Raw genomic sequence first — 22,927 nt, 5'->3', positions numbered from 1 at the left:
AATTCTCACTTGACCTTCAAGTTGCTTGAAGGTTTAAAATGTGAACAGAGAATTGAAAAGGAGCATTTTATTATGGAAACAACTGAGAAATTAAGAGAAAAACCAATGAAAAATTTATTTATATCTTATTTAATACCAGCGGTTCTTGGAATGGTATTAATGTCGGTGAATATTGTAATCGATGCCGTTATGATTAGCAGAGGAGTCGGAGCGAATGGCTTAGCGGGAGTAAACGTTGCTATCCCCGCCTTTTCCATTTTTTTCTCTATATCATTGTGGATTGGAATGGGCGGAGCTACACTATATTCCATAGCATTAGGTGAAAATAAAATAGAGCGAGCGAGATCCATTTTTACTCAGTCTATGACAGTGGCTGTTGTAATTGTTGGTGCTTTAATGGTCATCTGTTTATGGAGAATAGAAGATTTGGCCTATTTATTTGGAGCTAATGAAGTAATCTTACCATATGCATTAGATTATTTAACTGTATTATTAACATTTGGAATGATATACGTATTAGAAAATATTTTAAGTACATTTATACGAAACGACGGAAATCCAAATTTAGCGATGGCAGGACTTGTTGTAACAGCGTTGTTAAATATTGCTTTTGATTATATTTTTATTTTTATTTTTGGCTGGGGTGTAACAGGAGCGGCGGCAGCGACTATCCTGTCAGCAGCAATTGGTTTTCTTGTTTTATTAAGTCATTTCTTTAGAAAAAGTAGCATTTTAAAATGGACGAAATTTCATTTTGAATGGAATACAGTCAAACAAATTATGCTGATTGGTTTTCCAAGTTTCACCGCAGAAATAACAGTAGCGATTGTAACGATTGGTTTTAACATAACCTTTATGAAATATGCAGGAGAATTAGGTGTAGCATCTTACGCAATAGTGAATAGTATTCACTCCATGATGCTATTAGTATTCTTAGGTGTTGGAGCGGCATTGCAACCAATTGCAAGTTTTCATTACGGTGCGAATTTACCTGAACGTTTGAAGGAAGGACTAAACTTTGCAGTAAAAACAGCTATTGTACTTGGATGTGTAGCAATTGTGAGCGGATTATTCTTTGGGGAATACATTATTGGTTTATTTGATGTTCAATCAAAAGAGTTACTGACACTAACTGTAACAGGAATGAGTCTGTTCTTTGTTCAATATGTATTTTTTGGCTATAACATTGTATATGGAGAGTATTTCCAATCGGTGAGACAAACAAGAAAGTCTATCTTGATTATTTTGAACCGCGGTTTATTACTCATTATTCCACTCTTATGGATTATGCCAAAGTTGTTTGGAGTAAATGGAATTTGGCTTGTAATGCCTGTATCTGAAGTATTAACAGCGATTGTTGTATTTTGGATGAATCGTATTTCTCATCCTGTATCAGTACGAAATATAGAAAGAGAACATGTGGCATGATAGAAATCCCCTTAGCAAGTTTATCAAGACCTAATTTTAAAAAATATTATTAAATCAACCCCCTAACATATTAGACATATATAATATGTTAGGGGGTTTTTTAATTGAATTAATCAAAAAAAATTGATTTAACTGTTGCATTAAACAAGAAATCTCACATATAATAAATACATCAAAAAAATTTGATGAATAGGAGGTTACATAATATGACTAAACAATTTGAACAATACGAGAAGAAATTTAAAGCTCTTGCAGATCAAAAAAGATTAGAGATTATGTATGAACTTTGCCAAAGAGGTAGAACTTGCGTATGTGATTTAACGGAAATATTCGAAATGACGCAATCTAAATTATCTTACCACTTAAAAATTTTACTTGAGGCAAATTTAATAATCAAAGATACACAAGGTACTTGGAGCTATTATGATTTAAATGATACTGAAGTGAATAACCTACTATCGGAAGAACTTTGTTGCATATTTAGAAAAATAGGAAAAGGAACTTGTTGCTAATTTTTTTAAACTATACATCAATTTTTTTTGATTAATTGTATGTAAAACCAAAAGGAGGAATTTGTGATGAAGTACGTACACGTTGGGATTAATGTTAAAAATCTAGAAAAATCTATTGAATTCTATGAGAAAACATTTGGAGTAAAACCAGTTAAGGTAAAAAATGATTATGCAAAATTTCTACTAGATACTCCAGGACTTAACTTCACTTTAAATGTGAAAGATGAAGTATCTGGAAATCAAGTGAATCATTTTGGTTTTCAAGTAGCGAATGCAGAAGAAATAAAGGTCCATAAGGACCGATTAGAAAAAGAAGGATTTTTTGCAAGAGACGAGATGAATACTACATGTTGCTATGCTGTACAAGATAAGTTTTGGATAACTGATCCAGACGGTAACGAATGGGAATTTTTCTATACAAAAGCAGATAGTGATGTTCATAAATCAGAACCTACATCTTGCTGTTAATCTGAAAGGAGTGTCCAATGAAAAGACTATCATTTCTAGATCGATACTTAACCATTTGGATTTTTCTTGCCATGGCTCTAGGAATCGGTATAGGGGTACTATTCCCTCAAATTACAAGTAGCATAAATAGTCTACAAGTGGGTACAACATCTATTCCACTTGCAATAGGCTTAATTTTGATGATGTATCCTCCATTAGCCAAGGTTCGTTATGAAGAGATGGGGAGAGTCTTCAAAGATGTAAAAGTGTTAGTATTATCACTTGTTCAAAACTGGATAATTGGTCCCGTTCTAATGTTTGCTTTAGCAGTAATATTTTTACCAGATAAACCAGAATATATGGTGGGTTTAATTATGATTGGCTTAGCTCGCTGTATTGCAATGGTTATTGTTTGGAATGACCTGGCAAAGGGGGATACTGAGTATGCAGCGGGTTTAGTCGCTTTTAACTCTGTATTCCAAATGTTATTTTTCTCAGTGTATGCGTATGTGTTTGTAACAGTAATTCCAGAATGGTTGGGAATTGAAGGAGCTATCGTTGATATTACAATGGCAGAGGTTGCAAAGTCAGTATTTATATATTTAGGAATTCCTTTTATTGCTGGGATGTTAACTCGTTTAATCTTAGTAAAAACAAAAGGCCGTCTATGGTATGAAAAAGTCTTTATTTCCAAGATTAGTCCAATTACTTTAATCGCATTACTATTTACTATAATTGTGATGTTCTCTTTAAAAGGGGAAGTTATTGTGAGCGTACCGTTTGATGTTGTGCGTATTGCGATTCCATTACTTATTTATTTTGTAATCATGTTCTTTGTTTCTTTCTTTATGGGTAAAAAAATTGGTGCAAGTTACGGAGTAACTACAACATTAGCATTTACAGCAGGAAGTAACAATTTTGAATTAGCAATTGCAGTTGCAGTTGGTGTATTTGGAATCCAGTCTGGTGCAGCGTTTGCAGCAGTTATCGGGCCTTTAGTAGAAGTTCCTGTTATGATTGCCCTTGTAAATGTAGCACTTTGGTTCCAACGTAAGTACTTTCAGACACAACCAAGATAAACATTCATAGTAAAGGTGGAATTAAATTGAATAACAAAAAAACAATTTACTTCTTATGTACAGGGAACTCTTGCCGTAGTCAAATGGCTGAAGCTTGGGGCAAAAAATATCTAGGTGACAAATGGAATGTGCTGTCAGCTGGTATTGAAGCACACGGTGTAAATCCAAATGCTATTAGAGCAATGAAAGAAGTAGATATTGATATTACTAACCAAACTTCTGATACTATTGATCCAGAAATTTTAAATAATGCAGATCTTGTTGTAATGCTTTGTGGTCACGCAAATGATGTATGTCCAACAACACCTCCACATGTAAAACGTGTTCATTGGGGATTTGACGACCCAGCAGGAAAAGAATGGTCTGAATTCCAAAGAGTACGTGATGAAATTGGCACGCGTATTAAAGGTTTTTCTGAAACAGGAGAATAATATTAAAGAAAGACCGTTAATATTTTGAGCATTTGCTCTAGTGTATTGACGGTCTTTTTTTATTCTTTTCTGAAATTTTTAAGTGCGTATGATAAAATTACATCTTGATATTTCCTTATATCTGTTTATACACATCCGCGTACGCAAATTTTAATTGCTCACGCAGTTGTTTTTTCTCTTCTTCTAACTTCTTAATCTTACGTTTCAAAGAGGCGATAATTGCATCTTTATTGTTTTCATTTATCTCACGCTTGATTTGTTTTGGCGTAGGAGCTTCCGCTTGTTGCTGGCGCAGGCTCTCAATCCGTTCACGCAGTTCACGGTTATTGTATAGCGTGGCTTTTGCTACGCCAGCCTCGCTTGCCACACTATTAAAATTGATAGGATCATTGGCTCGCACGAGCCTTTGGATGGCTTTATCCACCTTTTGCGAAGTAGTCGCTTTTCTTGATGCATGAATTGCTTTTAAATGTTCTTTACGGTCATAGTTAACCATTTTCTACACCTTGCTTTCGCTTCATTCGTTCCATTCTGCCGAAGATAACGTTCCCTTCCTGGAGCTTGCTTAAAATCTCTTCATAACGCTTCAAATTTCTAGAACCCTTTTTCACAATGTCTTCACGTCCATACTGTTTTGCCAATTCCATATTTCTGGAGGTTCTTTTGATATGATCCTCATATTTCCCGATATCGAAATCGGAAAAGCCAATTGCTAGGTCCTTACAAGGAGTGCCTTCCTTACCACACGTTAAACAAGGCGCTTCCTCCAAATAAGCACAGCCGCCACTTAAACGAGCGTGACACGTTCCATAGTTATTTTCCATCGCATTTAATTTATGATCTTGCCAAAGGGCCTGCAGGATGTCCTTTGGGATATCTTCATCCGCTTTAATTTCTTGCACCTTACCATTTCTGTCGAAACATAGCCCTTTGCTAAAGACCGCTTCAAATGCCTTTCGCTTCGTGTCATCCAACAGTTTGGCATACCGTAAGGTCATTTCGGGCGAGGCATGCGCCAACAATTCCTGTACAGTTAGAATGTCTGCACCGCTATTTAACATTTTGACAGCGTAGGTATGTCGAAATTGATGAAGTTTAAAGTGGAACAGTTTTCCATTCTCATCTACAATGTTCTTTTGTTTTGCTAGTTTGTTTAATTCTCGTTGAATCCATTTTTGAAAATAAGGATTGCCTTTTCGAGAGCCACGATAACGAACGAAAATGAACCCTTCGGGGTTATTTCCTTGGTTGCTGTTCTCTTTGGATTTGTGAATGAGAATCGCAAGGATGTTTGCCAATTCTTCGTCAATTGGAATTCGGTGTCCTTGTACATAGGTTTTCTCAATATCCGTGACAATGGAGTATTTACCGTTAATCCGCTCCAAACAATTCGAGGTTAAACCTAATACATCCGAAATGCGAAGCCCTGTTTTGTAAGCAACCCATACCACAGGAACGACCTCTTTGTGTAAATCATCGATGTGCATAAAGAGCTGTTCTAACACATAGTCAGGAATGTAATCAATTTGATCAATCGATTTCTTTTTTAACTTCGGCTTGTCTTCTGGAAAGAGTAACAATTGTATACGGGTGTCAGGAGCGATATCGTATTCATATCGCTGGGTGTCTCTCAAGAACTTTCCTATGTAGGTCAGTACAAGTTGTATATGGCTTTCAGGGTGCGCATTTTTTTGAGTCAAATTACTTCTTGTATATTCATGTAACCATTGGATGTACCGTTCCATATGCGATCGTTTCAACCCTTTTAAATTCGTCCATGAAGGTTCTAAGGAAAATATAAGTGACCAGAACCTTGATAAATGAGTTAGATAACCTTGAGCTGAACCCCATGAGAAATGATTCTTACTAAGTAAGCGTTGTTTGAAATACCTTTTAATATGCTGACGCATTTCCACTTGTTCAATTTTGGTGAAATCAAGGTAATAGTCAGGCTTGGTCTTGTTATAGTTAATTCCATATTTGTCATGTAACATTCGCACATCCCATCGATCTTTCTCCCATTCTTCACGCGTATCAGTCAGGACAAAAAAATTGGAATGAATAAATCGTAAAAAGCTTGCGATGGGTGCTTTATGTATATAAACGCCACCTGTCACGTCTTTTCTTTTATATTGTGTTGAAATCCCTTGCTGTTCTAACCAAAACCACCATTCCCGTTCTGTTTGGTCGATGTCCAGATCAAGAAGGGAGAAAAGGTTAGGGTATTTTTCGTTGAGAAATACTGTTAACCTTCGTAAGAGCCTTGCTGGCTCTCCAAATACGGTGCTTAATGACCATTCATCCTTAAATAATTTCTGATACCACACATATTTTATTTCCAGGTTAACAGTCGCGTTATTGATTTGAAAACGCACATTGCGATTTGTACCTTTATATTTCTCAACCATTTCCTGAAATTGAGGAATGTTTTCCAAAAAGTCAACATTCCAAATGTCTTTGACCAAGAAGTAGGGATCCTTCACGTGATGGATGATAACTGAGTCATCCTTCTCTATGGTCTTCATGGGATAACCTGACAGGTCACGCTGCAATCGCTCATGAAATCCAAGTTGTTCTGTATTAACCTGATAAACTTGTTTCATTCTCTCCCACCGTTCGGTTCTTTGATTTGAAATGCGCCCTGTGCCTTTTCCCAATCCTTGCGGATGTCTTCATCCGAAGGATGAAGGTACAAATTCATGGTCGTTTGGATTTGTGAATGACCAAGGCGCTCTTGTACCTGTTTAATATCCTTCGTCTCCTGATAGTACATCGTCGCGTGCGTATGACGAAACAGGTGAGGATGGACATCGATTCCTGTTTTCTGACGCAGTCGTTTGAATAGAGCTTCTACATCCCCGTAGGTCATCGGTCTCCCCATGTTTTTACCGCGCAATTTGACGAACACAAAGTTGGTTTCGACGTCCAATTCGTCAATGACATCGTACATGTAGTCATCATATAAGTCCATGAGGTCCTGTGAAACAAAGATTTCCCGTTCCCCTGTTTTCAGTTTCGCACCGTTCTCTAATTCCCCGCGATCCGTCAGACGAATGCGATGTCCTTTTTGATGACTAAACTTGAAATCCTCTAAAAATAAAGAAAGCGTCTCTCCAATTCTTAACCCCGTCTCAAACAGGAGCTGGATGAGAAAGGTGTCCCGTATATTCGTTGTTGCTGCTAAGACCTGTTTCACCTGTTCTTTTGAGAGCGTCTGCACCCTCTTGCGAGGTTCTTTTACCTTCAATACATTCCGCATAGATAGCTTGTCCTGGTTGATATGATGAAGGAAACTCTTATACCGTGTTCTCCCGCCTGTAAAGACCTGACGTATCAATTTCTCTTTCATATCACGCGGTAACTCTTCATTCCGGTACAAATAGTCATAGAAGTTTGTAACAGCGGTGACCGTAAGGTTCACTGTCCTTTCTGTTTTCTTTGCCTTCACAGGTCGAAGAGACATTACCTTGCTGCTCTCATACGGATTCCGAAGCCATCCTACAAACTCCACCAAGTCCTCTAATCTTATATCTCTGTAATTTTTCTCTATCTCCTGTAAGTACAAAAAATACTGTTTTAGTGCATAACAGTACGTTTTCTGTGTGTTGTTGCTTTTCCCTGTAACATCTAAATACTTCAGGTATTTCATCACAGGAATCACAGGAATTCCTTCATTATCTACTAATATGTATCTCTTACTATTATTCTCTAAAAGCACCTCTTGGACCCTCATAGACATTCACCACCTAAAACCATTTTTTTACGTTCGGTTTATAGACCTCACTACGCCTCCCGCTGTGGGCTTTGTCCCCCTAACTAACAACAAATTTTCATCTATAACATTATATACATAATAGACAATATTCGTAATATCTGATTATTCATTCCATTATGTATAAAAAAAGAGGATTTATGCTCTATATTGAACATAATATCCTCTTTTAATTATAGTATGTTTAAATGTATTTAAGGGGATTTCTTATTTTTTAGGCTAATTGCAAAAGAGCCTTCAGTTTCTTGTACAGAAGCAAATGCAATGTTTTTTATATCTTCAAATCCTTTTTCTAGTAACTCTTTCCGAAGCCATTTTTCATTTTTATGGATTAATTTTAAATTATCGTATTGAATTTGTGCATCAACGATAAGGGCAATTGGTAATCCTGCATATTTTACATCTATATGCATATCTTTTGGAGTGAGAGGAACAAGCTCTCTTTTTGGTAAAATACTAATGGCGCCATTCGCTTCTAAAATGGCATATTCAATTTCATGTACGCTAGGATATCCTGCTACGCGAAGATTAGATAGTAACTCAGCAATTGGATATCTACTTTTCTTTAGATTTTCAAAAACAATATCTCCATGTTTAATTAAAATAATGGGGTGACCAAGAATGAAACGATTCAGTTTATTTAGCAAGCTCAATTTTGTAATCAAGAGATGAAGGCATGTAATCACAATTATACCTACAATAGCTTGCAGAGCGCCATCAACCGGTATAGCTCGAAAAGCTAAATAAGATAAAAAGATAATCGCCCCGAAATCGTGTGGTGTAAGCTGAGCGAGTGCGGATTTTCCTAGTAGTTTAAGCGAGATAAGAAATAATAAAAAGAAGAAGGTTATATTACATAAAAAAACAATCAATGTTTACACTCCTTAATGCAAAGTTCCCATTATCTTATATATACCTTATCCACTATTCCCTTTATTTATTGTAAATATTACTTATCGAGGGTTATTTAGGAAATTAAATCTATACAAATAATGAGAAGAATATTATGATGAGAAAATAGAAAAAATAGGAGTAAATGTAAATGATAAAGAAGAAAAAGATGATGAAGTATAGTTTAGTTGTGATAATGATTATAGTAGGTTATATAGGATTTTTACAATATAACATTTATAAGCATGGTCATATGGAAGCACCGAACGATGCAGACTACATGATTCTTTTAGGAGCAAAGGTGAAAGGAACAGAGCCTTCTTATTCTTTACAATATCGTATTGATAAAGCAGCGGAATATTTAAAAACACATGAACAAACGATTGTTATTGTATCCGGTGGTAAAGGAAAAGGAGAAGATATTTCAGAAGCACGGGCTATGAAAAAAGGATTAATGACACAAAGTATTGCAGAACAAAGAATTATAATGGAAGATCGTTCTACAAATACAGATGAAAATATTGAATTCTCAAAGTCTCTTATTCCAGCAAATAAGAAAAAAGGGATGATTGTTACAAATGATTTTCATATGTTTCGGGCCAAAAAAATTGCTGAAAAACAAGGGTTGAAGGTAAATGGACTTCCTGCGAAAACACCTAAATCGATTATTATTCAGTCAAATGTGAGGGAATATTTTGCGATTACACAGTATTGGCTAACGAATCGTATATAGTAATAAATCTTACAAAAATGTAATCTGATTGAAAGGTAAAACGATAGTTCCTAAAGTAGTGAAGTGCCATAATAAAGGTAACAAAAACAACGAAACTTTAGGAGTGAATCGTATGAAAGGCAATAATATTTTATCTTCACTTTGTTATTTTAGTATTTTCTTTGCACCGTTTCTATTCCCAATCATCGTCTACTTTATTGCAGAAGATGATGTGAAATATCATGCGAAAAAGGCATTTTGGACACACATTTTCCCATATGCAATTTTATTTGGTGGATTGGCATTTTCAGGTGTATTCGGTTTAAGTTTTGGAGAATCCGCAAGTGTTGGAATCGGAATGATTGTAACCTATGTAACTTTTACAATTGTAGGTATTTATTACTTTGTTTGGAATATTGTTAAAGGTGTTAAAGTACTGAGAGCAGCTTAAACGATTTATTTTTTCAAGAATGAAAGAGGACGAATGGTTAAAAATTCGTTCTCTTTTTGTATAGGTTTGAAGGGTTCTGCTTTAATTGAGGTGAAAAAAGAGCATATTATATAGAAGTTTTTAGATGGGCATAAAAGTTGTGATAAATGAAAAGGATATGTTAATTTTTCAGTAATAAGAAATAAGGAGGCTTTACTATGAATGAGATGATACATAAAATGGAGCAACATACATCAGTTCGGAAATATAAACAAGAACCAATTCCTAAGAATATAGTGGAAAGAATGGTGCAAGCAGCGCAGTATGCAGCATCATCACATTTTGTTCAGGCGTATTCAGTTATGTACGTTACAGATGAAAATTTAAAGGTGCAATTGGCAGAGTTATCAGGTAATCGTCATGTGAAAGATTGCGCGGCATTTTTTGTTTGCTGTGCAGATTTAAAGCGCTTAGAAACAGCATGTGAGAAACATGGAACAGAGATTAAACATGATGGTGCAGAGGACTTTATTGTAGCTACAGTAGATGCATCCTTATTTGCACAAAACTTAGCGCTCGCTGCAGAATCACTAGGATATGGCATTTGTTATATTGGAGGAATCAGGAATAATCCAGAAGAAGTGAGTGAACTGCTCCATTTACCAGATAAAGTATACCCGGTATTTGGGATGACAGTTGGAGTACCTGATGAAAGTCATGCAGTGAAACCGCGTTTGCCAGTTAAAGCGATTTTACATGAAAACGTATATGACGAAAATAAATATGATGAATTACTAGAGGAATATGACCGTACGACTAATGAATATTATAAGGGAAGATCTACAAATCAAAAGGATGTAACATGGACAGGATCAATGAGTGCTTTTATGTCAAAAGAGAAAAGAATGCATATGAAGGAGTTTTTGAGTAAAAAAGGGTTTAATAGAAGATAAGGTAAAAACAAATCTGCATTAGCAGGTTTGTTTTTAGAAGGAGAAGTTTTTTTACTTTCGAATATGTATAAGTGTGTCGAAAGTAAAGGGGCTGATGAAATGAAAAAAGCATTGTTTTTTCTATTTGATGGATTTGCAGAATTTGAAGTGAATCTAGCGAGTTTATTTTTAAAGAGTAAGGGATTTGAAATTGTCACAGCAAGTGTAGATAATGCGACTGTTACAGGAGAAGGAGGTTTCCAGTGTAAACCGCATATTTCCATAGATGGCATAATTGCAAAAGAGTATGAGATTTTAATTGTCCCCGGCGGAGAGATCTTTCATCATCTAGAAAATCCTAAGTTATTATCGCTTGCCCGGGAGATAAATGAACAAAATAAATGGTTAGCTGCTATTTGTGCAGGAACCGCTTTATTACAAGCAGCTGATGTGTTGCAAAATAAAAGATTTTCAACTTCTTTAACACCAGAAGTGGAGAGTCTAGCACATCTCCATGAGTGGAAGTATAAACAAAGTACAGATGTAACAGTGGATGGGAAAATCATTACAGCAGTTGGCTCTGCTTATGTCGAGTTTGCAGTTGAAATCATTAAACAACTCAATTTGTTTGATGAGGGAGAAGAGAAAGAAACACTCCTGTATTTTAAAAACATAAAAGAATTAAGTAATAAGACCTTAGCGTAGCTGAGGTCTTATTTTATGAAAATATTTCTAATTTTTCATTGACGTTTACATTGTAAGTTGTTAATATACTGAATAATTTTGCAAAATTATAAAATTGATTCGATAGAAATCGAATCAAAGAGAGGGGAATTTATGTTGCGAGTTACATCATGGTTTGAACGACATGTCAAAGTTGTATATTCACCATTTCGCGAAATGTTATTAAGCTTACATGTTTTATCTAATCCTACCCATCATGTAAAACGATTAGAGTGGGCAGAAAATGTATTAAATCAGATGGATCAGGAGGAAAAAGAAATATTATATGAGATTAATGAGAAAAGCGATGACTGGTTACATTTTATAGATTGGTGCTCTGAGTTTCAGGCTGAAGTCTATGTTGAAGAAGGGATTGAAAAATTACGAGTCACGGATACAAAAGGCTTTCAATCATTTTTTCCTAAGCTAGAGAAAGAATTAGTTTGTAATTTTTTATATCAATATCATCAGCGCTATTTTGCACGAGAGTTATTTCAAATAGAACCATGGCTAGAACGATCTGTATATGATGTGAAAGAAACAATCAAACAAAACCCGTTGTCCCTTTCTAAAAATTTGCATCCGAGATTTTTAATTGATGAAAAGGAAATAACCTTTTTAAAAGCCCGTACTTGGCAATATCGTTATGAGGATTTATCAGCAATTACATTATATCCATCAACTTTTGTCGCACCTCATTTACTAATAGATAATCTTATTTCTACTCATATAAAAGTCTATTATGAGGTGGAAATCGCATCGTCGTATACAGATGAAGTACCAAAGGATCTTTTGCGAATTCTACAAGCGATATCAGATGAAACGAGATTAAAAATGCTAAGAGATTTATCCTTTCAATCTTTTTGTACACAGCAATTAACAGAGCGGTATAGTCTTACAAAATCAACGGTTTCCAATCATTTAAAAATGTTAGAGTCTACAGGTCTTATACAAAAGGAACGAAAAGGTTATTACGTATTTTATAAAACAAATCGAGAACGATTAGAACAAATTCGTGTTGATTTAGATCAATTTATGGATTTCCCAATTGTTCAAAAATTAGGGGAGGGGAGAACATGTGGCTAACGTTTATGGCTACATTTCGTCGTGATTTCTATACGATGCGTAGAGCGTACCCATGGTCATTTTTTTTAGGGCATATTTTAACTGGTGTATATATCGTATTGTTTGCTTATCTAACATATCATTTTATGTTTCAAGGAAAGTTAGATGCTAATTTTGCAAAGTTAGGGAAGACGGATGATTATCTTTCGTACGTTATATTAGGAGCTGTTTTTTATTCATTTTCTGTTTCTCTATTAATGATTGTGAGCCGAACATTGATAACCGAACTGCGTGAAGGGACGCTGGATGTTTTGTTATTAACGCCATCATCTCGGCAAGGTTATTTTCTAGGAGCAGCTGCGCAAGGGATATTGCGTGTGGGACTTGAATTTATCACGATTTTTATTTTTGGTTTGTTTTTTGGATTACAGTTTCGAGAAATAAATATGATACCAGTGGTATTTTTATTAATTATTTTCTTTTTTGCTATATTCGCTCAAGCACTAGTGTTGGGGGCTTTTATGCTCTATTTTCGTGATACATATTTAACACAAAATACATTGTTTATTTTTATGAGCCTTGTCAGTGGTGTGTTTTTTCCAGTAGGTTATCTTCCTACATTTTTACAGCCTATGAGTGTATTGATGCCGCTCTCACATGGTTTATCAGCATTTCGATTGTGCATGATTGAAGGTGGGAATTTAGCTTCCATACAAATTGAACTTATGTGGTTATTGGGATTAGGAGTTGCGTATTTTATTGCGGGTGTATATGCGATGAAACGAATGGAAAAGTATGTGATTGAAAAACATTTTGCATAGGAGGGCTTATTATGATACAAGCAAAACAACTTGTAAAGCGGTATGAGTTAAAAGAGAAAGTAGGTTTTTTTCGTAAAAAAAGAAGAGTAGTTGAAGCAGTAAATGGACTAGATTTAACAATTCAAAAAGGAGAGATTGTAGGATTGCTAGGTGTGAACGGGGCTGGGAAGACAACAACGATTAAAATGTTAGCAACGCTTCTTGAACCAACTTCGGGTGCTATTGAAATTGATGGTATAGACAGCACAAAGCAAGATTTACTTGTAAAGAAAAAGATCAATATGATTGCAGGTGGTGAACGCATGTTGTATTGGCGTTTAACAGGTAAAGAAAACTTGCAGTATTTTGGAAGTTTGTATGGATTAAAAGGAGCCGAATTAGAGGAACGTATTCAGTTTCTCCTTGGTCAAGTAGAGCTCAAAGAAGCTGCTAATACACCTGTAGAACGATATTCAAAGGGAATGAAGCAGCGTTTGCAAATCGCAAGAGGTCTTATTAATGATCCAGATTATTTATTTCTTGATGAACCAACATTAGGACTTGATGCACCTGTAGCGAAAAAGCTGAGAGAAATGGTATATCGATTGGCGAAGGAACAAAATAAGGGTATTTTGTTAACGAGCCATTATCTTGAAGAAGTAGAGGAACTTTGTGATCACCTTTATATTATTGAAAAAGGACGACTTCTTTATGAAGGAACTCCCGATAAAATTATCCAGTCTATTGTCCGTGAATATCGTTTAGAAATTGTGATTCCTGAAATGAAGAATGAAACGATAGAACGATTAGAGTATTCTTTAGGGCTGAAGGAAATTCAATATGAAAAAGAACATATGGGTGAACATATACGATATGAACTAAAGGCATCTTTTGATATGACAACAACGGTTTTATCATTATTAACCAAATATCAAATTCGTATATTACAGTTAGAAACACATAAAGCAAGATTGGAAGATGCAATATTACAAATTGCAAATGAGGTGAGTGCGTGAATATGTTTTTTGCAGAATGGAAAAAAAGTCACCGCAATCATTTTCATAGTAAGATGGTTTATTTTTCTTTATTCATTTGGCCGGTTTTATTATTTGCAACGGCTTATTTTTCGGTGAAGCCATTTGATACTTCAAATACTAGCCCGCTTGCAAAATGGATGGATCCAAAACAAATTAGTTTTTTTCTCATTACAGGTTATATTGGATATGTTTTCTTTTGGAGCCTTGTTCAATCGGCATGGCAAATGTCATGGGAACGCCAAAATGGAACACTGGAACTTATATTTTTAACACCAGCATCGCGTGTATGGATGATGTATTGCCGGGCAGGAGCAAATTTAATAGAAGGAGTATGGATGTTTACGATGTTTTCGATTCTCATCGCATTGTTTCTGAATGACACACCGATACCACCAGTTGAAAATATTGTATTTGCTTTTATGATTTTATGTATTTCGGCTGTTGTGTGGGGGGGTTGCTTAAATACGATTTTTTTATTTTCACGAGATGCTAGTATTCTATTTACAATATTAGAAGAACCGATGCAATTTTTTGCGGGTGTACGCATTCCCATTGTTGTATTACCACTATGGGGCAAAGTACTAGCAGCTTTGTTTCCATTAACGTATGTACTTCAAATTTTCCGTTCATTATTAATGGAAGGAAAAAGTATTATAAATGTATTTCCAGAGTTAGGTTTATTAGCTAGCTTATTAATCATTTTAATTGGAATATCGTATGTGCTTGTTCGAAAAGCAGAAAAGCATGCGAAACGAACAGGAAATATGGTTTTATTTTAAGGAATGGGGAGAGAGAAATGGGAATATTTCAAGGTGCAGCGGCATTATGTAAAAATAATGATGGGAAATTGTTAATGGTATTGCAAGGGCGCCCAGATGTAAAAGAAGCAGAACTAAAATGGTCTATTCCATCTGGTGGGAAATTGGAAGAGGAAACATTTGAGGAGTGTTGTATACGAGAAGTGAAAGAGGAAACGGGATATGATGTACGTGTCATTAAAAGTATGTACGAAAAGAAGGGGAATAGTAATGGATATGATGTTCACATTGTGTATTATGAGGTAGAAGTAATTGGAGGAAATAAAGAAATATGCGATCCAGATGGATTAATTTATGAAGTGGCTTGGAAAAGCAGTGAAGAAATAGCAGGTATTACCCTTTCTTTTCTAGAAGATAGAAAGTTATTGCAGGGATTCATAGATTGTACAGCAGGTGATGAAACCTAAGCGCTGATACACATGAAAGGAAAGAAAAAAGATGATATACGAATTGCAGAAAGACCAGTTTATGAATTGCAAACATCTTCTACAAAAGGAAAGGCATATAGAAGTGCAAGCTATCATTGAAGGGAATAATTCGGGCCGTATATTTGTTGACAATGCGAGCGAACCACGGTCTGGTTTAGTTTGGCTTGGAAATTTAGATGGTTTTGTATTTATTGGTGAGGCAAATAACAAAATGTTTAACCTTGAAATAAAAAAGGTTTTAAGGGAACAAATTGCACAAGAAGCAGCCTGTTTGGACTTGAAGTGGTTTGAAGGATTTGGTCATCAAGTAGGGTGGGATCGTACAATTAGAGAAATATTATGTGAACAATCATACGAGGAATCCAATCAAAAAGTATACAAATTATATGAAAGTGCGTACAAAACATATAATGAACCAATCATTGATGAGGTATATACGGTATTAAAAGTAACGAAGGAAAATCTTGTGACATACTCTTTGCTCAAGCAATCATTTTTCGTTTCACAAATTACATCATTTTGGAATTCGATGGAATCATTTTTTGAAAAAGGAATTGGGTATGTGATTTTGCATGAGGATCAAGTGGTGAGTCTTTGTTTTTCAGGATTTGTAAGTGGGAATATGCATGCGGTAAATATCGAGACAATTTTGGAACATAGAGGGAAGAATCTTGCCAAGAAAGTCGCACATATATTTGTTCAAGAATGTTTCAAACAAGGGTATGTGCCCTATTGGGACTGTATGGAAGTGAATAAACCTTCAATTGCTATAGCAGAGAGCCTAGGGTTTACAAACATTTTTGATTATATTGTATACGAGTATCAATTTTAATTTGACTAAAGAAAATAAGAAATACCTCAAGGGAAAAGAATGTATTTGTTCTTTTTCTGCTTGGTATATTTTTTTCAATATATTTGTAATTGCAGTGGGTGTACTTTTAACTTTGAAATATTTGATGTAGAAAAGCGACTTGTAAAAGTCGCTTTTCTTTATAAATGTGTAATGCCAAAATGATGGGAGAAACACTATTAATAAAAAAGCCTTCACATTAATTATTTGAGCAATCATATTGCCCAGTGAGGTACCGATGATATCTAGTTATTAAATCATCTACAAATAGGATCGTGATAGTGTAGTCCACTCTTCTAAAGAAAGTTTTTCTGTAATATGTTTTAGTTCATCTGGAACATTAACAAAACTAATAAACTCAATACTATTATCATCTGGATCTTTAAAATAGACAGAAGCATTGCCTTGGTTAGGGCGAACAAAAGGTCCAATGGTAGTTCGATTACTAAATGGAACGGGCGTAATATTTCGGTCTTTCAGCCACTTAATAGATGTATGAAGAAACTCGAAGTCTACTTGAAACGCAATATGGCGAAGGGAAGGATGATACGGCGTTTTATATTCTTCTCCTTCCCAAAGTCCGAGCCAACTTTGTTCTTCTACAATCCAAAAGAAGGCAGTATCCTCATATCTTTTATATAGTTTTAATCCCAATGATTCATAGAATGGTATGGATCTTTCTAGGCTGCGAACGGGTAGATGTGATTCGTATAATCCTTTGATCATAAATAATCCTCCTCTTTAGATAATATATTGTTCTTATTTGTAATTGTAATCTATGTCCTTCTTGGTTAAATCAATAAAAAGAATGGAGAATGATTCATACAAAAGTATGAAATATTCTCCATTCTTTTTATTTTATATTACAAAAAGTATACATTAATCTGTTTAATATCTCAAAAATGTATTTAAAGTTACTTTTAAATGAATATATTTTCTATAAAGTTAAAAATATTACGATTTCATTACAAAAAATTATTGATTATATTTGTATATGATAATATAATTCTCTTTGTGGAAATAAAAACTAAAATTATTCATTATTTGGTGGATATGGAAAATAAAGAAAGTTATTTTGCCTATTTTAATGTCTACAATGCTTGTAGCTCCTGCAGTATCTCATGCAGAAAAACAAGAAACTGTGAAACAGATTACTCCAAAAACAGAACAGACGATGCAGAAAACAGGTTGGGTAAAAGATGGAAACACATGGTATTTCTATGATCAAAATGGTATGAAGAAAACTGGTTGGTTACAAGATGGAGGAAAATGGTACTACTTTGATGCAAACGGAAAAATGAAAACGGGTCGTATTGAAGAGCAATATAATGGTTACTTATTAGGAGCAGACGGTGCGCTATATACCAATGAAGGATGGCTTCAGTATGAGGGAGATTGGTATTATGTTCACCAAGGGGGAAAGCTACACTGGGATTTTCTTGAATATAATGGTAAGACATACTTTTTAAATCCAGATAATAATAAAATGCTATTAGGTTGGATAGGTTCACATCCTGATGGTAATTATTTCCTTTCTGATGGATCAATGGCAAAAGGTTGGAATTTAATTGACAACCATTGGCATTATTTTAGCGGAAACGGAGCTGCTTATAATGGCTGGCTAAGCTATAAAGAAAGCTGGTATTACTTTGTTGGTGCTAAGATGAAAACAGGCTGGTTACAAGAGAATGGGAATTGGTATTATTTACAGTCTAACGGTGCAATGGCGATAGGTAAACATTTCATTGATGGAAAATGGTATTCATTCAAAGATAATGGTGTTATGAGTTAAAGAGAACTCTTTAACTATCTTAAAAGATTTTGACAGGAAAAGATGACAACTGAAATGTTATCCAAGCATAAAAAGTGAAAACATAAAAATTAAAAGGCGACACACATTGTACATCATTAATGTGTGTCACCTTTTGTAATTTAATATTCTATAAAACGGTATATACTTCTTTAATCATCTGCAAAAAAGTATGAAAAACAGTGAGTTGCTACTGTTTGCATGCCTCGACATCAATGCCGGCAGCAATTAATTTTTTTTCGCCTTCTTGTTCAATAATTTTTTGTAATTTTGATAAGAATGAGTCAAAGTCAGTATGTTTGGCAACTTGGAACGTCATTTTATGTTCGATGGGAATCCAAGTATCGATATCGGCTTCGTTATGCTGAATTTTAACTTCTAGTTTATCAAGAGCATTTGCCACTTTCGCTTCGTATGTTTCTTTTGCTTCAAACTCTATCCATAAATTGTACAGTTCGTCCCCAAGAGGACCTTCTAATGTATGTTTAATATTCAAAATGGCTTTTTGTTCATTTTCTTGTTTTTGTAATTGTAATTGTTCGCTGTTCATTGTGTCAAAAGCAGGAATATCCCCGGCTTCTGCTTCCACGAGATCATGGATAATAACCATCTTTAATAGTTTTTCCATGTTTACTTCTTTATCTAAATAAGGCTGAACTAAAACAGCCATAAGGGACATACGCCACGTATGTTCCGCAACACTCTCTTGCCGACCATTAGAAAGCCAGCTATGTCGCATTTCGTATTTAAGTTTTTCTGCTAGTGCAATGACTTTTAAAATGTTATGTTCCATATGGATCCCCCTCATATTGCTATAAACTAATATTAATATAAAAATAGAATGTGTCAATTTTACGTTCGTTTGACTAATAATTCAGAAATATTATAAAATATTCCCATAATATTTTTTTATTTTTACAAAAGACAAAGAAGAAGTTGAAATTGCAAAAATGCTGAGTGGGAGTGAATATAAAATGTACCAACAGACAGCAATTCATGTACTAGATCTTTTGAAAAATATTGTAAATGGAATAAAAAATATTCAGAAAGTGGAAGAGGAATGTAGAAAAATAGAAAGAGAGTTCCATGTGACGTATGCAGAATTAATGGACTTATATGATAAAATGATAGCTTTTCAAAGAGAGATTGAAAAAATGGGTGGTTTATTTGCATACGAACAATCTCAAATGATGTGGTTGAAATCTGAATTAGAACTTTTATATGCTACGTATCAATTTTGTCAGCATTACAATTTAAATATTTCAGATACTTCAAAGGCAATTAGTAAAGAGAATCTACAATTATTTCCGAAAACAGAAAGTCAACTGCAGAATACGTATTATAAATTAAAAAATCAAGAGCTGCCATTTGAAAATATAAAAAAGGGTAAGCCGGGGCGTAAGAAAAAGCACGAGCCAGAACAGTATGTTTGTGAGAAGGAGAATAGAGTAAAAAGTATAGTGGTCCAAAGTGAAAAGACAGAGAATAATCTGGTTACTATATTATCAGGGATTGTCGATAATTTTGAAACAATTGGTGTAGAGGGCAAGAAACAAGAACTATATCAATTTATGGAAGGGATTTACAAACTTTCGAGTATGGCAGCTGGGCATACAAAAGAAAATAATACACATGAGATACAGAAAGAGCTTCAAAATCTTCGTGCTGAAAATGAGAGATTGAGATATGAAAAAGAAGAGGTTATTTCTAGTATGGACGAAATGACAAATCAAATGAATCGTTTTATTGAGAGCTCTGATATTAATCAAATTCGAACATTACCAGCTTTTGTGAATATGTGTAAACAATATTTGGAGAAAAACAAACTTCATCATGACAAAATGGATACAAAAGAACAAATAATATCTATGAAACAATGAGAGCTACTTTCTATTGGCTTTTATGAAGCTGATAGAAAGTAGCTCTATTATTTTTATGTTAAAATCAAGAAAACTTACAAATTAAGAGGAGAAGTTAATATGAACCAAAAGTTACATCCACGCGTCGGTGTTGGAGCGTTTCTTTTAAACGAGCAAGGCGAGTTATTACTTGTACGGAGAAAGAAGGCACCAGAGCAAGCGCACTGGAGTCTCCCAGGTGGAAAAGTGGAATGGATGGAAACAGCAGAAGATACAGTTGTCAGGGAGATTCAAGAAGAGGTAGGGTTAGAAATTGAACTCACATCGTTATTATGTGTGACGAATCACATTTTACCTGAAGAAGAAGCACATTGGGTATGTCCGACGTATATTGCAAAAGTAACTAATGGGATAGCAGAAAATCTGGAAAAACATGCTATTAGTGAAGTGGGGTGGTTTTCATTAGATAGTCTTCCAGAACCATTAACCTTAACTTTACAAAATGCTTTGAAGGAATATGAGAAACTTAAATAAGTATATGGAAATATAATGTATCGAGCTCTTAGTAGAGAGGAAGAAAACCTTCGCTGAGGATTAGCAGCGGGATAAATGTAATCAAGCTATCTTGTTTTAAAGATAGCTTATTTCTTATTAATCGAATCAAAATTCAGAATTTTATTGACTGTACATTTTTTTCTTTTTATATTAGTAGGTATAGTAATAACTACTAAAGGAGTGGGAACATGCCAGAGGCATTATTTTTACAGGATGCATATAAAAAAACTGTCAAACAGAAGTAACAAGAGTGGATGGAAACCGAGTATTTGTAAAAGAAACGATATTTTATCCAACTGGTGGAGGACAAGAATGCGATACAGGCGTACTTACATAAGGTGAGAATACTTTTGAAGTTGTAAAAGTAAAGAAAGCAAAATCGTCGTTTTGAAGTACGCGCTGTCATGTAAATGCAAATAGAGGTAAATTGAAGTGAGGGATTACAGTGGATGAAGTCATGAAAGAATTGCAAAAGTTAGGGTTTTCACAATATGAATGTAAAGCATACATCGGTTTATTAAAACATTATCCTGCGACAGGATATGAAATTAGTAAACAAACGGGTGTACCGCGTTCCATGATTTATGAGGTACTTGGGAAATTGATGGATAAAGGCGCAGTGCATTTAGTACCCTCAGAACCAGTTAAGTACGTTCCAGTATCGGCAAGTGAGTTAATGAATCGAATGCGACAAGATTTTGAAAAGTCATTTGATTTCCTTGATCAGAAGTTAAATTGTTTAGAGCAGGAGCGTCAAGTAGATATAATCTCTCATATTCGTACGGATGAACGAATTTTAAAGGAAATAAGTAACATTATTGAGCGTGCAGAAGAAGAGTTATGGATTTCTGTATGGGAACAGCAAGTGAGCGAGCTGGAGCCTCTTATTCACAAAAAGGAACAAGAAGGTGTACATGTTTTTTCGATACTTTTTGGGGCACCTCAAACAAAAATAGGAACAACATTTCATCATAATTATATGACTCCAGATGTTGTGAAAGAGCGGATGGGGGGGCATTTAACAATTGTTGCACGAGATGGAAAAGAGGTGCTTATTGCCAATTTTTCAGAACATAGTACATCATGGGCTGTTACAACATATGATCCAGCATTAGTGCTTGTCGCAATAGAATATATTCGTCATGACATTATGGTTGAAGAAATTACACAGGAATTTGGTCCTGATAAATTAGATGCATTATGGCGTGGTAATGCAGATTTAGTTCACGTTGTAACGGGTAAACGCTTGATGCAAGAAACGAAGGGGGAAGAGTGATGGCAAGGGCTGAAGTACAGATGACAATGCACGGGAATGAAACATTTCAACAGGGAGTGAAAGATTGTTTACCAACTGTACTAGGGTATTTAAGTATTGGTATCGCAGCTGGTGTAATTGAAAAAACAGCAGGGTTTTCGTTAGCAGAAATAGCATTAATGTCTACTTTGATTTATGCTGGTTCCTCACAATTTATACTCGCTGGTATGTTTGCCGCTGGAGCACCTACTTCTGCAATTATTTTCACCGTATTTTTTGTCAATCTACGTCATCTGTTAATGAGTGCTGCGCTTGCCCCGTATTTAATGAAGGTTCCTTTCTTGAAAAATATGATAATTGGCTCGCAAATTACAGATGAAACATTTGGTCTTGCGGTTCAGCAAGCTTCAAAAAAGAAGTATCTAAGCGAGAGATGGATGCTTGGTTTAAATGTGACAGCATATTTAAACTGGATCATTGCGAATGTCATCGGTGGTATTTTTGGTGAGTGGATACCAAACCCTCATACGTATGGTATGGATTATGCTTTACCAGCTATGTTTATTGGATTATTTGTCCTGCAGTTAATGAGTAGTCATCCAAAATTAGTCATTCATCTCAGTGTTGCGATTGTGGCAATTGTAATCGCATATAGCATACATTTTTTCGTTCCGGCAAGCGTAGCAGTTATAATTGCAACACTTACGGCAGCAACAATAGGGGTGGTGATTGAAAGATGGAAGTAAGAATCGATGTGTTATTACTCTTAATGGGAGCAGGTCTGGTTACTTTAATTCCGCGCCTATTACCGCTCATTGTATTTAGTAAAATACAAATTCCAGATTGGGGATTAAAATGGTTAAGTTATATACCAATTGCTATATTGGCGGCGCTCCTTGCTGAAGTGCTCTTTATGAATAAAACGATGCAATGGGATTATATAATTGCAGCAATTCCGACATTCTTTGTTGCTGTTTATACACGTAGCCTGTTAGGAACAGTGTTAACTGGGGTGATTGTGATTATTTTGTTACGTTTGTTTATATAACAAGGATTTCTTTCATAGTATATCGAAGAGTGTAATATCATGAAT

General features: G+C 34.9%; 27 protein-coding genes and 1 pseudogene. 22 read left to right on the top strand and 6 right to left on the bottom strand.

Going from position 1 to position 22,927, the window contains the following annotated elements; all coding sequences use genetic code 11:
- The first annotated feature begins 69 nt into the window (after positions 1-69).
- The 5 genes from MHH71_RS07505 to arsC all read left to right on the top strand — a co-directional run bounded on the left by MHH71_RS07505 (position 70) and on the right by arsC (position 3,897).
- A complete protein-coding gene (locus MHH71_RS07505; protein WP_033799632.1) occupies positions 70-1,428 on the top strand; it encodes an MATE family efflux transporter in 1,359 nt (452 codons plus the stop codon).
- Between the two features lie 206 nt (positions 1,429-1,634).
- A complete protein-coding gene (gene arsR, locus MHH71_RS07500) occupies positions 1,635-1,940 on the top strand; it encodes an arsenical resistance operon transcriptional regulator ArsR (protein ID WP_033798778.1) in 306 nt (101 codons plus the stop codon).
- Positions 1,941-2,006: 66 nt separating this feature from the next.
- Positions 2,007-2,408, top strand: coding sequence for an ArsI/CadI family heavy metal resistance metalloenzyme (locus MHH71_RS07495; protein ID WP_006094355.1), 402 nt, complete (start codon positions 2,007-2,009; stop codon positions 2,406-2,408).
- A gap of 17 nt (positions 2,409-2,425) precedes the next feature.
- Positions 2,426-3,466 carry an ACR3 family arsenite efflux transporter gene (gene arsB / locus MHH71_RS07490; RefSeq protein WP_033798779.1) on the top strand — a complete coding sequence of 347 codons (1,041 nt, stop codon included), beginning with the start codon at positions 2,426-2,428 and terminating at the stop codon, positions 3,464-3,466.
- A gap of 26 nt (positions 3,467-3,492) precedes the next feature.
- The gene (gene arsC, locus MHH71_RS07485) at positions 3,493-3,897 is read left to right on the top strand and encodes an arsenate reductase (thioredoxin) (protein ID WP_033798780.1); all 405 of its coding nucleotides are present in this window, start codon (positions 3,493-3,495) and stop codon (positions 3,895-3,897) included.
- A 115-nt stretch (positions 3,898-4,012) separates the two neighbouring features.
- On the opposite strand, the gene MHH71_RS07480 is transcribed toward arsC, so the two are convergent.
- The 4 genes from MHH71_RS07480 to MHH71_RS07465 all read right to left on the bottom strand — a co-directional run bounded on the left by MHH71_RS07480 (position 4,013) and on the right by MHH71_RS07465 (position 8,541).
- Positions 4,013-4,393 (bottom strand): DUF6262 family protein, encoded by a 381-nt coding sequence (locus tag MHH71_RS07480; protein WP_033798781.1) that lies wholly within the window; start codon positions 4,391-4,393, stop codon positions 4,013-4,015.
- Complete coding sequence (locus MHH71_RS07475) at positions 4,386-6,500, bottom strand: tyrosine-type recombinase/integrase (protein ID WP_033798782.1); 2,115 nt, start codon at positions 6,498-6,500, stop codon at positions 4,386-4,388. The genes MHH71_RS07480 and MHH71_RS07475 overlap by 8 nt, the downstream gene beginning before the upstream one ends.
- On the bottom strand, positions 6,497-7,630 hold the full coding sequence (locus MHH71_RS07470; RefSeq protein WP_033798783.1) for a tyrosine-type recombinase/integrase: 1,134 nt from the start codon (positions 7,628-7,630) through the stop codon (positions 6,497-6,499). The genes MHH71_RS07475 and MHH71_RS07470 overlap by 4 nt, the downstream gene beginning before the upstream one ends.
- Before the next feature lie 233 nt (positions 7,631-7,863).
- On the bottom strand, positions 7,864-8,541 hold the full coding sequence (locus tag MHH71_RS07465; RefSeq protein ID WP_003196513.1) for a DUF421 domain-containing protein: 678 nt from the start codon (positions 8,539-8,541) through the stop codon (positions 7,864-7,866).
- A 173-nt stretch (positions 8,542-8,714) separates the two neighbouring features.
- Between MHH71_RS07465 and MHH71_RS07460 the strand changes: the two genes are divergently transcribed.
- From MHH71_RS07460 to MHH71_RS07415, 10 genes are all read left to right on the top strand, one after another.
- A complete protein-coding gene (locus tag MHH71_RS07460; protein WP_033799633.1) occupies positions 8,715-9,293 on the top strand; it encodes a YdcF family protein in 579 nt (192 codons plus the stop codon).
- Positions 9,294-9,405: 112 nt separating this feature from the next.
- Entirely contained in the window at positions 9,406-9,723 is a 318-nt protein-coding gene (locus MHH71_RS07455; protein ID WP_006094362.1) for a DUF4870 domain-containing protein, read from the top strand.
- Positions 9,724-9,920: 197 nt separating this feature from the next.
- Entirely contained in the window at positions 9,921-10,655 is a 735-nt protein-coding gene (nfsA, locus tag MHH71_RS07450) for an oxygen-insensitive NADPH nitroreductase (protein WP_006094363.1), read from the top strand.
- 63 nt (positions 10,656-10,718) lie between these two features.
- Positions 10,719-11,339, top strand: a complete 621-nt coding sequence (locus MHH71_RS07445) for a DJ-1/PfpI family protein (protein WP_033798784.1) — start codon at positions 10,719-10,721, stop codon at positions 11,337-11,339.
- A gap of 132 nt (positions 11,340-11,471) precedes the next feature.
- Entirely contained in the window at positions 11,472-12,443 is a 972-nt protein-coding gene (locus MHH71_RS07440) for an ArsR/SmtB family transcription factor (RefSeq protein ID WP_033798785.1), read from the top strand.
- A complete protein-coding gene (locus MHH71_RS07435; RefSeq protein WP_033798786.1) occupies positions 12,434-13,243 on the top strand; it encodes an ABC transporter permease in 810 nt (269 codons plus the stop codon). The genes MHH71_RS07440 and MHH71_RS07435 overlap by 10 nt, the downstream gene beginning before the upstream one ends.
- Before the next feature lie 11 nt (positions 13,244-13,254).
- A complete protein-coding gene (locus tag MHH71_RS07430; RefSeq protein ID WP_006094367.1) occupies positions 13,255-14,238 on the top strand; it encodes an ABC transporter ATP-binding protein in 984 nt (327 codons plus the stop codon).
- Positions 14,239-14,240: 2 nt separating this feature from the next.
- Positions 14,241-15,038, top strand: coding sequence for an ABC transporter permease (locus MHH71_RS07425; RefSeq protein ID WP_006094368.1), 798 nt, complete (start codon positions 14,241-14,243; stop codon positions 15,036-15,038).
- A gap of 17 nt (positions 15,039-15,055) precedes the next feature.
- Entirely contained in the window at positions 15,056-15,484 is a 429-nt protein-coding gene (locus MHH71_RS07420; protein WP_003196533.1) for an NUDIX hydrolase, read from the top strand.
- A gap of 31 nt (positions 15,485-15,515) precedes the next feature.
- Entirely contained in the window at positions 15,516-16,337 is an 822-nt protein-coding gene (locus MHH71_RS07415; RefSeq protein WP_006094369.1) for a GNAT family N-acetyltransferase, read from the top strand.
- 279 nt (positions 16,338-16,616) lie between these two features.
- On the opposite strand, the gene MHH71_RS07410 is transcribed toward MHH71_RS07415, so the two are convergent.
- The gene (locus tag MHH71_RS07410; RefSeq protein ID WP_018782499.1) at positions 16,617-17,081 is read right to left on the bottom strand and encodes a VOC family protein; all 465 of its coding nucleotides are present in this window, start codon (positions 17,079-17,081) and stop codon (positions 16,617-16,619) included.
- A gap of 349 nt (positions 17,082-17,430) precedes the next feature.
- Here MHH71_RS07410 and MHH71_RS07405 point away from each other — a divergent pair, with 349 nt between their 5' ends.
- Positions 17,431-18,147: a nucleoside triphosphate hydrolase gene (locus MHH71_RS07405; RefSeq protein WP_371398823.1), complete on the top strand. Its 717-nt coding sequence runs from the start codon at positions 17,431-17,433 to the stop codon at positions 18,145-18,147.
- A 208-nt stretch (positions 18,148-18,355) separates the two neighbouring features.
- Here MHH71_RS07405 and MHH71_RS07400 read toward each other — a convergent pair whose 3' ends face one another.
- A complete protein-coding gene (locus MHH71_RS07400) occupies positions 18,356-18,958 on the bottom strand; it encodes an HD domain-containing protein (protein ID WP_003206650.1) in 603 nt (200 codons plus the stop codon).
- 181 nt (positions 18,959-19,139) lie between these two features.
- Between MHH71_RS07400 and MHH71_RS07395 the strand changes: the two genes are divergently transcribed.
- The 6 genes and pseudogenes from MHH71_RS07395 to MHH71_RS07370 all read left to right on the top strand — a co-directional run bounded on the left by MHH71_RS07395 (position 19,140) and on the right by MHH71_RS07370 (position 22,882).
- Positions 19,140-20,045 carry a DNA-binding domain-containing protein gene (locus MHH71_RS07395; protein WP_018782497.1) on the top strand — a complete coding sequence of 302 codons (906 nt, stop codon included), beginning with the start codon at positions 19,140-19,142 and terminating at the stop codon, positions 20,043-20,045.
- A 99-nt stretch (positions 20,046-20,144) separates the two neighbouring features.
- Positions 20,145-20,558, top strand: coding sequence for an NUDIX domain-containing protein (locus MHH71_RS07390; protein WP_006094372.1), 414 nt, complete (start codon positions 20,145-20,147; stop codon positions 20,556-20,558).
- 209 nt (positions 20,559-20,767) lie between these two features.
- Positions 20,768-20,913: pseudogene (locus MHH71_RS07385) on the top strand (alanyl-tRNA editing protein); the annotation flags it as partial.
- 111 nt (positions 20,914-21,024) lie between these two features.
- On the top strand, positions 21,025-21,855 hold the full coding sequence (locus MHH71_RS07380) for a TrmB family transcriptional regulator (RefSeq protein WP_006094373.1): 831 nt from the start codon (positions 21,025-21,027) through the stop codon (positions 21,853-21,855).
- Positions 21,855-22,580 (top strand): AzlC family ABC transporter permease, encoded by a 726-nt coding sequence (locus MHH71_RS07375; protein WP_003196550.1) that lies wholly within the window; start codon positions 21,855-21,857, stop codon positions 22,578-22,580. Before MHH71_RS07380 ends, MHH71_RS07375 begins: the two co-directional genes overlap by 1 nt.
- The gene (locus MHH71_RS07370; protein WP_018782494.1) at positions 22,571-22,882 is read left to right on the top strand and encodes an AzlD domain-containing protein; all 312 of its coding nucleotides are present in this window, start codon (positions 22,571-22,573) and stop codon (positions 22,880-22,882) included. Before MHH71_RS07375 ends, MHH71_RS07370 begins: the two co-directional genes overlap by 10 nt.
- The last annotated feature ends 45 nt before the right edge of the window (positions 22,883-22,927 follow it).

Origin of the sequence: Bacillus sp. FSL H8-0534, assembly GCF_038005885.1 — a bacterium.
GTDB classification, from domain to species: Bacteria; Bacillota; Bacilli; order Bacillales; family Bacillaceae_G; genus Bacillus_A; species Bacillus_A pseudomycoides.
The sequence above is the reverse complement of the archived record's forward strand: the minus strand, read 5'-3'. Positions and strand labels throughout refer to the sequence as shown.